12 protein-coding genes and 4 pseudogenes are annotated in these 13,817 nt (G+C 67.7%); 7 read left to right on the top strand and 9 right to left on the bottom strand.

Annotated features, from left to right (window positions below):
• Positions 1-117 (top strand): annotated as a pseudogene (locus SY2F82_RS38270) (IS5/IS1182 family transposase); the annotation flags it as partial.
• A 588-nt stretch (positions 118-705) separates the two neighbouring features.
• Here SY2F82_RS38270 and SY2F82_RS38275 read toward each other — a convergent pair.
• From SY2F82_RS38275 to SY2F82_RS38305, 7 genes are all read right to left on the bottom strand, one after another.
• Positions 706-2,403 carry an aminotransferase class I/II-fold pyridoxal phosphate-dependent enzyme gene (locus SY2F82_RS38275; RefSeq protein ID WP_200423702.1) on the bottom strand — a complete coding sequence of 566 codons (1,698 nt, stop codon included), beginning with the start codon at positions 2,401-2,403 and terminating at the stop codon, positions 706-708.
• 128 nt (positions 2,404-2,531) lie between these two features.
• On the bottom strand, positions 2,532-3,419 hold the full coding sequence (locus SY2F82_RS38280; protein ID WP_200423703.1) for an SDR family oxidoreductase: 888 nt from the start codon (positions 3,417-3,419) through the stop codon (positions 2,532-2,534).
• A gap of 55 nt (positions 3,420-3,474) precedes the next feature.
• Positions 3,475-3,858, bottom strand: coding sequence for an MmcQ/YjbR family DNA-binding protein (locus SY2F82_RS38285; protein WP_236042059.1), 384 nt, complete (start codon positions 3,856-3,858; stop codon positions 3,475-3,477).
• 132 nt (positions 3,859-3,990) lie between these two features.
• On the bottom strand, positions 3,991-4,908 hold the full coding sequence (locus SY2F82_RS38290; RefSeq protein WP_200423705.1) for an NADP-dependent oxidoreductase: 918 nt from the start codon (positions 4,906-4,908) through the stop codon (positions 3,991-3,993).
• Positions 4,909-4,957: 49 nt separating this feature from the next.
• Positions 4,958-5,605 carry a nitroreductase family protein gene (locus SY2F82_RS38295; RefSeq protein WP_200423706.1) on the bottom strand — a complete coding sequence of 216 codons (648 nt, stop codon included), beginning with the start codon at positions 5,603-5,605 and terminating at the stop codon, positions 4,958-4,960.
• Entirely contained in the window at positions 5,602-6,453 is an 852-nt protein-coding gene (locus tag SY2F82_RS38300; RefSeq protein ID WP_236042060.1) for an isocitrate lyase/phosphoenolpyruvate mutase family protein, read from the bottom strand. The genes SY2F82_RS38295 and SY2F82_RS38300 overlap by 4 nt, the downstream gene beginning before the upstream one ends.
• Before the next feature lie 112 nt (positions 6,454-6,565).
• Entirely contained in the window at positions 6,566-7,114 is a 549-nt protein-coding gene (locus tag SY2F82_RS38305; RefSeq protein WP_200423708.1) for a carboxymuconolactone decarboxylase family protein, read from the bottom strand.
• Between the two features lie 186 nt (positions 7,115-7,300).
• On the opposite strand from SY2F82_RS38305, the gene SY2F82_RS38310 reads away from it, so the two are divergent.
• From SY2F82_RS38310 to SY2F82_RS38325, 5 genes and pseudogenes are all read left to right on the top strand, one after another.
• A complete protein-coding gene (locus SY2F82_RS38310) occupies positions 7,301-7,960 on the top strand; it encodes a TetR/AcrR family transcriptional regulator (protein WP_200423709.1) in 660 nt (219 codons plus the stop codon).
• 63 nt (positions 7,961-8,023) lie between these two features.
• A pseudogene (locus SY2F82_RS38315) lies at positions 8,024-8,365 on the top strand (DsbA family protein); the annotation flags it as partial.
• Positions 8,362-10,584 (top strand): SpoIIE family protein phosphatase, encoded by a 2,223-nt coding sequence (locus tag SY2F82_RS38320; RefSeq protein WP_200423711.1) that lies wholly within the window; start codon positions 8,362-8,364, stop codon positions 10,582-10,584. The pseudogene SY2F82_RS38315 and the gene SY2F82_RS38320, both read left to right, overlap by 4 nt.
• A gap of 168 nt (positions 10,585-10,752) precedes the next feature.
• Positions 10,753-10,884, top strand: a complete 132-nt coding sequence (locus SY2F82_RS39625) for a hypothetical protein (protein WP_268980426.1) — start codon at positions 10,753-10,755, stop codon at positions 10,882-10,884.
• 117 nt (positions 10,885-11,001) lie between these two features.
• On the top strand, positions 11,002-12,465 hold the full coding sequence (locus tag SY2F82_RS38325; RefSeq protein ID WP_200423712.1) for an NAD(P)/FAD-dependent oxidoreductase: 1,464 nt from the start codon (positions 11,002-11,004) through the stop codon (positions 12,463-12,465).
• A 100-nt stretch (positions 12,466-12,565) separates the two neighbouring features.
• Here SY2F82_RS38325 and SY2F82_RS38330 read toward each other — a convergent pair whose 3' ends face one another.
• Positions 12,566-12,976, bottom strand: a complete 411-nt coding sequence (locus SY2F82_RS38330) for a hypothetical protein (protein WP_200423713.1) — start codon at positions 12,974-12,976, stop codon at positions 12,566-12,568.
• 98 nt (positions 12,977-13,074) lie between these two features.
• Here SY2F82_RS38330 and SY2F82_RS38335 point away from each other — a divergent pair.
• Positions 13,075-13,248, top strand: a pseudogene (locus SY2F82_RS38335) (IS5/IS1182 family transposase); the annotation flags it as partial.
• 452 nt (positions 13,249-13,700) lie between these two features.
• Here the strand turns inward: SY2F82_RS38335 and SY2F82_RS38340 are convergent.
• Positions 13,701-13,817 (bottom strand): annotated as a pseudogene (locus SY2F82_RS38340) (IS5/IS1182 family transposase); the annotation flags it as partial.

Genomic DNA, 13,817 nt, shown 5'->3' on the forward strand with positions numbered 1-13,817 from the left:
TCCTGGCTCGCCGGATGCCGACGCCTGCACCGTCGCTACGAGCGCAAGGCCGAACACTTCCTGGCCTTCGTCGGCATCGCCGCAGCCCTCATCAGCTACCGCCGACTCACCAACTGAAACGACGTCTTAGAGCCAGTAAGAGACGGAGAGATTCCCTGCGGCCGTGGCCTACAGCCGCAGGCGATGCCGAGACTTTCGCAACGGGCCGAGATTCTTCGAGGTGCTGGGGCTGTCGGCCTCAAGTCCAGGCCGCCCGTGCCGGAGTCGGGGCGATCTCTCAGCCCACACGTGTGGACCATTTTCTGAGCAAGAGACCGGGCCACTTCACGTCGAACCGCCAGGCAGGCCCCTGGGCGCCGTCTTTCAGACCGTTTACACCGCGAAGCCGGAGCGCCACGTCACATGCTCGGAGCGCCGCGGTCGGAGCGGGTCAGTGTCCCAGTTTCGTAGATCGCGATCTTGCTTTGTCCGCAGAATTGGTCCGAGAATTTGTCATAGAAATGGACCATACTCCGGGGCCACTGGGTGCGTAGCGTTGCACGCATGAGTACGAACGAAGCACACGGAAGCCCGCAGCCCCTCCCCGAGCACGCGCGCGCGTCATGAATGCGCGCCTGCCTTCTTGACGGTGCAGCCCAGGCAGGCGTGAGGCGACGCCACACCCACAAAGAGATCAGTTCGGGTGCCCGGCTATTCAGGGGCGCGTCAGAAAAGGATCCGCACGAGTGCGGAGAGCGCCTGAGGCCACGCAGCGTCGGAGGGCACCCCGTATCCGACGACGAGGGCATCGGCCATGGCGTTCAGGGACCGTTCATGGCGGTATCGAGACAGGCCAGCCACTTTGAGGCCCTGCCGGGTTGCCGACTGAAGGACCCGCTGCTCAGTCCCGGGCGGCAAACCGAGCACGGTGTGCAGGCCAGCCGCCGCCCCGATGACGCGCACTTTTGGGGCGTGCTGGGCCAGGGCTGCGACGAGAGCGTCTCGTCGATCGCGGTAGCGTCGACGGGCAGCACGTACATGACGGTCGTAGGCGCCGGAGGCGATGAATTCCGCCATCGTCAGCTGGCTGAATACCTCGCACGAGTCGATCTGCCCCTTGGCCGCCACGGCTTCCTCGGCGAGCGTGGAAGGCAGCGCCATCCAGGCCAGCCGCAGGCCAGGAGCAAGGGTCTGGCTGGCGGTACCCAGGTAGACCACGCAGTCCGGGTCGAGTCCTTGGAGCGCCCCTACAGATGGGCGGTCGAACCGGAACTCACCGTCGTAGTCATCCTCCAGGACCAGCCCGCCGGTCCGTCTGGCCCAGTCCACGACGGCCGTCCGGCGATCGCGCTGCAGCGTTGTGCCCACAGGGAACTGGTGAGCCGGTGTGAGTAGGACCGCATCGGTGCCGACGGGCGGCACCGGGTCGGTGCCGTGGGTATCGAAGGGAAGCGGGAGGGTCCTCAGCCCAGCAGCCGCCAGCAGGCCGAAGTACCCGTCCTGCCCGTAGGACTCGACGGCGACGTTCCTCGCTCCCCGCCCGGCCAGGACTGCGCTCAGGATCTGCAGGCCGTGGGAGACGCCGGCGCAGATCAGTATGTGTTCCGGACTGGCGTGCACGCCCCGGGCTCGAGCGAGATGGTCTGCGAGTGCGGCCCGTAGCTCCGGCCGACCGCGGGGGTCGCCGTAGCCGAGCGCGTCGTCGGGGGCCGCGGCCATGGCGCGGCGTGTGGCCTTCAGCCAGGCCGCACGAGGAAAAGCGGTGAGGTCGGGGTTGCCTGGGACCAGGTCGTGGCAAGGGTCGCCGCGCGGCTCGGCGGCCGAGCGCGCCAAGATCGGCCGAGTGATCATCCTGTCTGCCACGAGTGTGCCCGAGCCTCTGCGGGCGCTAAGCCATCCCTCGGCGACGAGGTCGGCATAGGCGTCAGCCACGGTGTTGCGGGCAAGACCGAGGTCGGCGGCGAGCTGGCGGGAGGAGGGCAGCCGTGTCCCCGGGGCCAGGTGGCCGGTGCGGACAGCCTCGCGCACGGCTTCGGCCACCGCACGGCGCACACCTCGTCCAGCTCGTATCAGATCATTCTCAAAGGCCTGCCGTAGCTGCGCTGGACTGATCGCGGTGCGGGCGCCGGGAGGCTCGACAGTGGCCGCGTTTTTGATCGGACCATCGACCGGGCCGCCGGACAGAAGGTCGTCGATGGCCGTGGTGCGCTGGTTGTCGTTGGTCAGATCGGTAGTCACGATGCGAACCTCAACAATCGACGCACTTGCTTTGATGGCGTTGGCGGTTGCGCCGAGGTGGTCGGCGGTGCGGGAGAGAAGGATGACTTCGCGTCCGGCCTGGGCAAGTCCGGTCGCGATCGCTGCGCCAATGCCGTGGCCAGAGCCGGTGATCAGTGCGTTCTTGCCAACAAGCCCAGCTGCCATGCATGAGGGTTCCTTCCAACGCGGTGTGTGGGATGGCCTCTCCCACGCCCCCTGGGACACCACGCGACTCCGATGAGCGAGGATCTACCGGATTGCGTCTGCACCTATGCGGCGGCGTCCCGGGGATTTCAGCCCAGGGCGGGGTAGTCGCCAGCGGCGAGGTTGTCGATCAGGCTTGGGTGGGTGGGCTGCCAGCGGAACCGTTCCCGGGTCAGTGCACTGGACGATGGCATGTCGAGGGCGAAGACGCGGCCGATGACGCCGAAGCGCTCGGGCGGCACCGACTCGACCGGCATCGCGAGAACGCCGCCGATTGTCTCGGCCAGTGTCTTCATGGTGTCGCCCTCGTCGGCTACTGCGTGCAGGACTGTGCCCGGCGCGGCGTCCTCGAGTGCGGTGCGGAACAGCCGGGCGGCGTCGAGCCGGTTGACTGCTGGCCATCGCTGTGTGCCGTCGCCGACGTACGCTGACACGCCAGTTTTCTGCGCGGTGGCGATGAGCACTGAGCAGAAGCCGTATTGCGACCCGCGCTGGTGTACGGAGCGCGGTAGCCGCACGACAGAGGAGCGGATGCCCTGGTCGGCCAGGGTCAGCACCATCTGGGAAGTGCGGCCGCGGCCGCCGACCGGGCCGTCGGTGGTGTCGGGGTCGTCCTCGGTGGAGGTGTGGCCTGGCATCATCGGGGTGAGGCCGGCATGTACGAATGGCTTGCCGCTGCCTGCGAGTGCGGCCGCGAGGGTCTGCACGGCGCGCGCTTCCTCGTCGATGCCCTGTTCCAGGTTGTTCCAGTCGTTGCTGAAGGCGAGGTTGATGACACCGTCGGCCTGTGTGGCGCCGGTGCGGAGGCTGTCGAGGTCGGTGAGGTCGCCGCGGAGCGGCGTCCCGCCGGCGGCGGCGACGGCCGTAGCCGCGGCATCGGAGCGGACGAGGCCGAGGACCTCGTGACCGGCGGCGATGAGCTCGGGAACGACGACCGAGCCGATGCTGCCGCTGGCGCCGGTGACGAACACGCGCATGAAGGGCTCCAGATGACTGCTGCGACGCTGCGTCGCAGGACGGGCATGGCGAGGGTCAGGCGTGGTGGTTGTGGGTGTGTGGATCCACGGGCTGCTTGGCCTTGGGGAGCCCGCCGGCCACGAGACGGTAGGAGTCGGTGACGAGTTCCTTGACCAGCTTGGCGTCGATGGTGTCTCCGCCTTGCATCGTGATCCAGTGTCTTTTGTTCATGTGATAGCCGGGGGTGATGGCTGCGTACTGCTTGCGCAGGGCTGTGGCGTCGTCCGGGTCGGCTTTGAGGATCACGACGGGGCGTCCTGGCATGTCGGTCATGAGCATGAAGACCTTGCCGCACACCTTGTGGAGCTCCCAGTCGGGGTCGAAACGATGCTCCTGATGGGTGCCGGGCAGTTCCGCGGTGTGGTCGCGCGCGATCTTCTGCAGTTCCTGTCCGTCCAAGGTGATCAACTCCTCTTTTCGGTTTGAGTGCCGGGCGGGTGTCGTTTCGGGTCCTTTGGGCGGGTCGGTGGCCGGCAGTGGACGGCCACCGACCGGCTGGCGGGTCATGGTTCTGATCTCCGCCACGGCCGTCTACGGCAGGACGCGGATGATCGTTTTGCCGCGGCGTCGCGTGGTCGGGTTGAGGGCGCTGACGGCGTCGTCGAGGCTGGCGACGTCACCGATGTTGGTCCGCAGCCGTCCGTCGCGCACCCGCTGCACGATCTCACCGAGTTGGGCGCGGTCGGTTTCGACGACGAAGTCGATGGCCAGGCCGTCAGCGGGCCGTGCTTCGACCGGGCCGACGACGGACACCAGGGTTCCTCCCGGCTTGATCAGGGCGGCGGACTGCTGTTGAACGTTGCCGCCGATGACGTCGAAGACCAGGTCGACGCTGCCGATGTCTTTGAGCGTGTCGTTCTCGAGGTCGACGAACTCGTGCGCGCCGAAGTCGAGTGCCTTCTCGCGGTCGGCGGCCCGTCCGGTCCCGATGACGTAGGCGCCGGCTTCACGTGCGAGCTGGGTGACCATCGTGCCGACTGCCCCGGCTGCGCCGTGGGCGAGGACGGTCTGGCCGGCCTGGAGGCGGCCGTGTTGGAACAGCCCCTGCCACGCGGTGAGGCCTGAGATGGGCAGGGACGCGCCTACGGTGAAGTCGACGTCGCCGGGCAGGGGTGCGAGGTTGCGTGCTTCGATCGCCACGTACTGGGCGAGGGTGCCGTCGCGGTGCCAGTCGGCGAGGCCGAACACTCGCTGCCCGATCGAGAGCCCCGTCGTGCCGTAGCCGAGGGCGGTGACCACTCCGGCCAGCTCGTGGCCGGGGATCGACGGTGTCTTGTCACGGCCGGCGCGATCGGTCCAGGTCGAGGGCCACTCCATCTCTGTGGGGACGAAGCCCGATGCATGGATCTGAACGATGACGTCGTTGATCGCTGCGAGCGGCTCGGGCCGCTCCGTCAGCGTCATTCCGGCTACTCCCGCGGCCGGGTCGGTGACCACAATGGCTTTCATTGAAATGATTCTTCCTTGTGTGGTGGGTTTTTTCGTTTCCGGGTGGGTTTTACATGAAAGTGAAGAGCTGGTCGGCGTCGAAACGCGAGATCGGGGTGGTGTACACCCTCTGCGGGTCGGGGTAGCCGAGGGCCAGCAGCACCGTCGTGGTGTGTCCGCTCTCGCGGATCTTGAAGGCCTTGTCGACACTCGTCGGGTCGAACCCCTCCAGCGGCGTGGCCTCGACGCCGAGCTCGGCGGCCGCCATCATGGTCAGGCCCACCGCCATGTAGGTCTGCTTCTCCATCCAGTGGTTCAGGTCCTTGTGGCCGTAGGTGCGCAGGCTGAGGAAGTCCCGGGTCATGGATTCCCACAGCTCCTGCTTTGCCGGGTCGGGGAACCGGCCGTCGGCCCTCTCCTTCGCGAACACCGCCTCGAGGTGGCTGTCGGGCAGATCGGCCCGGGTGGTGAGGATGATGGTGTGCGACGCGTTCAGGATCTTCTCGGCGTTGTCCCGGAATCGTTCGCCCAGGTTGTTGGCGAGCCGCTCCTTGCCTTCGGGCGTGGCGAGAACGTAGAAGTGGTTGGGCTGTACGTTCACCGATGACGGCGTGGAGCGCAGGAACTTCAGCAGCTGCTGAAGGGTTTCCTCCGGAATGGTCTTGCTGGGGTCGAAATACCTGGTGAGGTGCTTGCTCATGAGCCGGTCGAGGTTCATGTCGATCTGCCTTCTACTTGCGATGAATGGGTGAGCAGCGGTGCGGGTTGGGGCTGGTTCGTGCCGTGGGCGAGCAGGTCGCTGATGTGCTCGAAGCTCATTCCTGTCGTCGCGGTGGTGAGGTCGCCGGCGACGAGCGCCTTGGTGGCCTGCCGGAGTGCCTCCATGGCGTGGGTGTAGAGCGCTGGACCCAAGCTGATGCGCTTGACCCCCGCCTTCTGCAGTTCAGCGACGGTCAGCACCTTGTCCGCCGGCGAGATGAGGACGTTGACCGGTGTCGGTGCGACGGCGGTGACTATCGCGACGAGTGCGTCGAGGTCGGGTGGGTAAGGGGCGTAGAGCACATCCGCGCCGGCCTCGGCGAAGGCCGTCAGACGCCGGATGGTGTCGTCGAGATCCGGCCGGCCCTGGAGGAAGTTGTCGGTGCGGCCGGTGACGACGATGCGTCGCTTGGCTGCGTTGACAGCACTACGCACACGGTTGATGGCATCGTCGAAGTCGCGGATCGGTTGATCGGGATTGCCCGAGGTGTCTTCGATCCCGATACCGGCCAGGCCGGACTCCACGGCGGCTTCCACGGTCGCCGCGACGTCTTCGGGCGTGTCACCGTAGCCGTCCTCGAAGTCTCCGTTGACGGGCAGCCCGGTGAGCCGGCCGAGCAGCCGCGCATGCGCGAGGTGCTCGCCACGGGTTACTTCGTGACGCCCGTCGGCCCGGCCGAGTGTGGCGGCGAGTGCCGCCGACGACGTCGCGATCGCCTCGAAGCCGGCATCGGCCAGCATCAGCGCCGAGAGGCCGTCCCATGCGTTCGGCATGACGAGGCCGCCGTCGCGGGTGTGCAGTGCCATGAACTTCTCATAGAGGTCGGAGCCCGGCATAGCGAACCTTCCCAAGTGATCGTTTCTGGTGCGGTGAGGGGTTTGCCGGCCGTGTGCGCGGCCTCGACGGAGGTCCCGGCGGTCAGCCGGGCGTGCCGGCCGAGCTGACGGCGGGGATGTCGACGTCGGTCTGGTTGACGTTGTTGATGAAGTTGGTCAGCAGGACCTGGACCGCCACCGTGATGATCGCCAGGATCTGCGGGTCGGTGTACCCGGCGCCTCGCACGGCCGCGAGGTCGGCGTCGCTCACCTGACCGCGGCTGTTCACCACCTGCTGAGCGAAACGAGCGACCGCGGCGCGCTTGGGGTCGATCGAGCTCCCGGCCCGGGCCAGGTCGATTTCGTCGCTCGACATGCCGCCGAGCTTGGATGACACGTAGGTGTGGATTGCCAGGCAGTAGTCGCAGCCGTTGGCCTGCGAGACGGCGAGCGCGATGGTGTGCCGCGTCTTCGCGTCCAGAACCCGGCTCAAGCTGTCCTGCAGCGTCATGACGACGTCGAGGACGGTCGGGTTCGACGCCAGAGTGCCGAACATGTTCGGGACGAACCCGAACTGCGCGCCGATGTTGCCGAGGATGCCCTTCGCCCCGTCGGGGACCTCGTCAGGAGAGGGCGCGTTCAGTCGTGACATGACGAATCAACCTCCGGTGTTGTGTGAGGGGTCAGGGTCGAGCCCAGGTCGGTTCTTGCTGCTTCAGAGAGCCGGTCCCGTTGAGACTGCGAACCCCGGGCGATTTTTTGGGCTGCGCAGCCCATTTCTCAGAGTGAACACCTCTCGTTTTGGGCTGTCAAGCCCAATCAGGGGTATCGTTGAGACATGACCACCACTACGGCAGCTCCGGCGCCTCACAAGCTCACGTCAAAGGGGCAGGCCACGCGGGCCCGCATCCTGGAGCATGCTGCGGAGCTCATCTACACAAAGGGAGTCCACGGGACGAACAACGAGCAGCTCCGCCGCGCCGCTGGCGTCAGCGGATCGCAGATCAACCACTACTTCCCGACCAAGGAGAGCCTCGTCCTGGCCGTGATCGCATGGCAGGCCGAACGCGTCCTCACCTTCCACCGCGACGAGCGATTCGCCGGCTTCGACACCCTCGACGCGCTCCGGGCGTGGGCGGATTTCTACGTCGGCTACGAGCGCGCCTACCAGGAAGGCTGTACCCTCGGCTCCCTGGCGAGCGAGATCATCAAGACGGACCTCGACGTGCATGACGAGCTCGCCAGTGCGTTCGACCAGTGGAGGGGGATCTTCCGCGAGGGAATCGAGCGCATGCAGCAACTCGGCCGCATCAGCGCTGAGGCAGATCCCACGCAACTGGCCAATCTGCTCCTTGCTGCCTTCCAGGGCGGCATGCTCCTTGCCCAGGTCGCGCGGGACATCACTCCGCTGAAAGACGCGTTGCAGTCAGCCATCGACCACCTGCAAACCTTCGCCACGTCTCCCGACGCCGGCGTACGCCAAGCTCCGGGAGCGTGACGCATGGGTCGATGCCGGGCCGTGTGCTCCAGCGCCTGGACTCAGCCGACGGGGCTCACACACCACGCCCAACTCGCCGCCGAAGCCTCCGAAGCAGCAGCACGCCAGGGCCGCTTCCGGGATATGCACGACCTGCTGCTCAGCCATCAACAAGCACTCCGCATCGAAGACCTGCACGCCCACGCGGCCGCTATCGGCCTGGACACCGAGCGCTTCGAACGAGACATGCGCACTCACACCGGCGCAGGCCGCATCGCCGAGCACGTCGAGTCAGCCGACCTCAGCAGCGTGGCCGGCACCCCCACCTTCTTCATCAATGGCCGCAGACACCACGGCGCCTACGACCTCACCAGCCTCACCGCCGCCGTCCGCGCAGCCCGCGAACGTGCCGCCGTTGCCACGTGACGGCCAATCTGCTCCTTGCTGTCTTCCAGGGCGGCATGCTCCTCGCCCAGGTCGCGCGGGACATCGCTCCGCTGAAAGACGCGTTGCAGTCAGCCGTCGAGCACCTGCAGACCTTCGCGACGTCTCCCGACGCCGGAGGGCTCGGCAAGACGACCGCGGCGCCGGCCGTTGCCCGGGACTTCCACCGCTACGGCAGATACTCTTGTTGCAGGACGAAGAGATCACATCGTTCGACGATGGTCAGGGAGCGGCAAGTGGACGCCGCGGAAGAACTTCTTCAGAGGGCCACACCGTCGGCTCTTTTGACCCTGCACGGTGTCATCCGCTCCCTCAACGCCGCGATGGCCACGGCACTGGGCAGGCCCTGGGAACAGTGCGTGGGTCATGGCTTCGTTGATCTACTCTCCGAGGATCAGCGCATCCCGGCCGAAAGCCTGCTGGCGCACGGGGCCACGACGAAGGGGCTTGCGATGCGCGTGCTGGAATTTCCCGGCACGAGCACCGCATCTGTGGTCTGCCTCGTCGAGGCGCGACCGGTGACGGACCCCTCGAGCGGCGAGCGGCTTGTATGGCTGCATTCGTTGGACGCGAGGCACGACCTCGGTGGTCTGCTGATCCCGTTCCAGCTTGCGGCAAAGGATGCCGGCCTCGGCCTGTGGATGTGTTCCCCCGATGAGCACCAGGTGGAGTCACTGGGCGGCGCACCCGCCCTGGCCGCGCTCTTCCCGCAGGCGTCGGTGCCCCTGTCCGAGATGATCAGGCGAGTACACCCTGACGACCGGAGGAACGTGCAGCGGCTTGTGCGCTCGTCCGCCGCCCAGTCCCCATGGATCAGGTCGCGGTTCCTCACCGAGCACGATGGCTGGCGTGTTCTCGCAGGCCAGACCCGCCGGATCCAGTTGGGATACGGCGGCCCCGAACGGGTCTTCGCGGTGATCCGCGACGACACCCAGTCGGAGACACACCGCCAACAGATGCTGGCCGAGGTGAGCGCGCAGCGCGAGCGCGCCGATGGGATCACCGCGTTCTCCTCCGCCCTGTTCACCGCCGCCACCGAGCAGGAACTGCAGCAGGTAGTCCTGGCCCGGCTCGCCGCGGCCGTCGGAGGTCTTGGCGCGCTCTTCGCCGTCGTCGACGACGGGCGCTTGCGCGTCTCCTCGGACGCCGGGATTCCCGCGTGGGAGGCTGATGCTCTGCACGGCCTGTCACTGGATGAGGACCGGCCGTTGCCCTGCGTGATCCGTACCGGCCAGGCCCGATTCTTCCCCAACCACGAGGAGCTGGTTCGCCGCTGGCTGCATGATGACGATCTGCCCCTGCCGCACCCCGTCCCCGGCACAGCCTTGTCGATCACCCCCCTCAGCCCGGCGGGCGACCGGCCGCTCGGGGCCTGGGTGGTGACGTACGACAGTGAGCACCCCCCCTCCTCTGAGAAGCGCGCCTTCATGACGGCTCTGGCCGAATTGGCAGGCCAGGCACTGAAGCGCATCAGGCTGCAACAAGCCCACGTCGAGCTGTCCACGGCGCTCCAACAGAGCATGCTCCCGACACTGCCGGAACACCTCCCAGGCCTGGAGATCGCCGCCCGCTATCAGCCCAGCCGGGACGGGCTGGATATCGGCGGAGACTGGTATGACGCATTCTCCCTACCCGATGGCGCGGTCGCACTGGAAATCGGCGACGCTCAAGGGCACGACGTGGATGCCGCGGTTTTCATGGGCCAGGTGCGCTCGTCCATGCGCGCGATCGCCGCCGATGAACCTGACCCAGGAACGGTGCTGACGCGTACCAACGAGTTGCTCGTCGCGATGGACGCGCCACGCTTCGCAAGCTGCACCATGCTGCACCTCGATCCGCATGACGGCCAGGTCATCGGCACCAGCGCAGGCCATGTGCCACTGCTCCACGCACGCGACGACGGCAGCCACACCATCCGCACACTTCCGGCCGGGCCGGTCCTGGGAATCGTGCCTGGCACCAAGTACCCCGAGGAGACCTTCACTTTGGAAGAGGGCACCGCGCTGGTCATGGTCACCGATGGTGTGGTCGAAGGGCCGGGCCTGCCTCTGGACGCCGGACTAGAGCGAGCGGGAGCGCTGGCCGGTCGAGCCCTCCAGGACGGGCTCGGCGTCGAGGCGACCGCAGACCGAGTACTCGACGCGGTGGCCGAGACGGATCACCTCGACGACGTGGCCGTGTTGGTCATCCGACGCGCATGAGACTCGATGCGTGTCCCTAGAGGCGCGCGTCGCCAAGGCCGGCGTCGGGGGACTGGAGCGTGCCCGCCACGCGGAGTCCGCCGACCCGCACGCCGCCGCAGTTCCGGACCTGTCCCACGCCATTCCCGCGGCCACATCGGTGAGACGCAGCTCAGGGCTGCCCGGGCCGTGCGCGTGACCGACGCCGAGATCGCTGAGGGGGTGGGCAATCTGGCGTTGAACATCCTCACGAACTACTTCAATGTCCTCGCCGACACCGACAACGAATGGCCAGTCGTCACACCGCATGCCCACGGCTGACCGAAGCGCCCTGGCCTGGTCGGGGAGCCCCGCCCAGGCCCGACCCACCAGGCCCGACGGGCAGCATCACCACCGCCTCGACCGTCGTCAGGCACTCCCAGGAATGCGAGAAAGAACATGAGCGAATCGCACGAAGCCCAGACAGGAGTGCCTTACGACGTGGTTGTGTTGGGCGCAGGCCCGGCCGGTGCGAACGTCGCCGACCGCGCCCGTGCCGCCGGCCTCTCCGTAGCGGTGGTGGAACGGGGACTGGTCGGCGGTGACTGCGCGTACTGGGCGTGCGTGCCCAGTAAGGCGCTGCTGCGGCCGGTCATCGCGCTCGCCGACGCGCGGCGCGTGGACGGTGCCCGGCAGGCTGTCACCGGTCGGGTCGACGCCGATGGCGTCTTCGCCCGTCGCAACCGCTCTGTCTCCCACTGGGACGACACCAGACAGGCTTTGTTCCTCAAGTCCATCGGAGCCGACCTCTTCCGTGGCCACGGCCGTCTCGACGGGCCGCGACGCGTCAGCGTCACCCGTGACGACGGCGCCCGGCAGACCCTCACGGCCCGGCACGCGGTGGCCATCGCCACCGGCAGCCGACCGGCGTTGCCCGACATCCCGGGCATCGCCGAGGCGCGTCCCTGGACGAGCCGGCAGGGCACCGAATCCAGCACCGTGCCCACTCGCCTCGCCATCATCGGCGGCGGTGGAGTCGGCATCGAGATGGCCACCCTCTGGCAGGGCCTCGGCTCCCAGGTCACCCTGCTCGCCCGGCGCCGCCTGATCCCCCGCATGGAACCCTTCGCCGGCGAACTGGTCGCTCAGGGATTGAGAGAGTCGGGCGCGGATGTGCGGATCGGCGTCCAGGTGACCGCCCTGCGCCGCCCGGACCCGCAGGGGCCGGTCACCCTCACCCTCGACGACGGCGGCGAGTTGGAGGCCGACCAGGTCCTGTTCGCCACCGGCCGCACCCCGGCCACCGACGACATCGGCCCGGACACGGTCGGCCTCACCCCCGGCTCCTGGCTGGACGTGGACACCACCTGCCTGGTGCAGGGTGTCGACGGCGACTGGCTGTACGCCCTCGGCGACGTCAACCACCGCGCCCTGCTCACGCACCAGGGCAAATACCAAGCCCGGACCGCCGGCGACGCCATCGGCGCCCGCGCCGCCGGTCGCCCGCTGGACGAGACGCCTTGGGGCGACCACGCCACCACCGCCGATCAGCAAGCCGTACCCCAGGTCTTCTTCAGCGACCCCGAGGCGGCCGCGGTGGGCCTGAGCGCCGAACAGGCGGAGCGCGCCGGATACCGCATCAAGACCGTCGACCTCGACTTCAACGCTGCCCAGGGCGCCAACCTCTACGCCGACGGCTACCAGGGACACGCCCGGCTGGTCGTCGACCTCGACCGGGAGATCCTCCGCGGAGTGACCTTCGTCGGCCCCGGCGTCAGCGAACTCCTGCACTCGGCCACCATCGCGGTCGCGGGTGAGGTCCCGCTCAAACGGCTCAGGCACGCGACCGCCTGCTTCCCCACCGTCAGCGAGATCTGGCTCTTCCTCCTCGCCGCCTACCAGCACGATCAGGAGACGCCGTAGACCACCGCCACCTGACACCATCGCCTCCCCCCGACCGGGCCCTCGATGCGGGCGCACACCCAGCACTGGCAGCCACCCGGCGACCCAGAGAGGCTGAGGGTCATGCGGTGTCCGGGTCGGCGCCGACGGCACCGGCCGAGTGAAGCGAACGTCCGAGGTCTCCGGTGAGGATGCGGGGGTATCGCCGCCACCACCACAGGTCGGGACCGGGCAGCCTGTGGAGCCGGTTGAGTGCTTGGCCGTCGTCGACGGTCGCGGCCTTGTACCGGTCGTCCAGAACTTTGATCTGCGGGGTCCAGAGCTGGACGATGTGTTCGTCAAGCAGGAGCCACGCCTCGTGCAGCCAGTTTCGGCAGTAGAGGCCGTTGGTGTACTCGTAGATGTCGTCGTCGTAACCGCGCTCGATGGTGCTCACCAGCGCGGCCCCCGCGTTCGCTCTCTCAGCGGCCGTGAATGCCGTCCGCCAGCCGCGCTGGTGCAACAACTCTCCTACCTCTGTTTCAGTAGCCACGGGCGTGAGGCTCGCATGCCGAATTCGTGCGGGCGACTGAGATATGCCCCGCCAGAAGCTGGCTGGCCCGGATCGTGATCAAGGTGGACGATCTCGCCGTGGCTGGTGTGATCACGGCGTCGGAGCCGTCCTGGATAGCCTCGTTCACCGGGGTGAACTCGCGGCAATTCGACAAGCTGGTGACGGAGAAGCTGCGTCGGGAGGGTGCGGACGTGGTCCGCAACGGCCGGCCGTGGAGCCTTCCGCTGGAGGACCGGGCACTGCTGATCGCGCGCACTTACCTTTTTTGGACCCTCTCATTTGTCGTGTTCACACCTTATGCGCGCCCCGCGGCCCATCACAGGGCTATCACAAGGAAATTGAGTGCGCGTCAGCATTTTTTCCCCGGTCGTCCAGGTGGCGACGAGGGCTTTTTCGGATAGTGGCCGCGCCCATAGCCGGTTCACTGGCCTTGGCCGTTTCCATCTCGCTCCTCGAGGGCAGCGAGACAGCCTTCGCCGCACCCCACCCCACCCCACCCCAGTCCGGGGTGGCGGCCGCCAAGGCGGCAAAGCACTGGGCGACGCAGGCGGCTGACCTGTCGTCGGCACGGGTTGCGGCCCGGTTGTCGGCCAAGCGGGTCGGGGCGCTGTCGGAGCGCACCGAGACGTCCACGACGTGGGTCAACCCCAACGGGTCGTTGACCACGGAACTCGCGGCCGGACCAGTGGGTTTAGACGTCGTTTCAGTTGGTGAGTCGGCGGTAGCTGATGAGGGCTGCGGCGATGCCGACGAAGGCCAGGAAGTGTTCGGCCTTGCGCTCGTAGCGACGGTGCAGGCGTCGGCATCCGGCGAGCCAGGA

It is taken from the genome of Streptomyces sp. Y2F8-2 (assembly GCF_014905555.1).
GTDB lineage: Bacteria > Actinomycetota > Actinomycetes > Streptomycetales > Streptomycetaceae > Streptomyces > Streptomyces cynarae.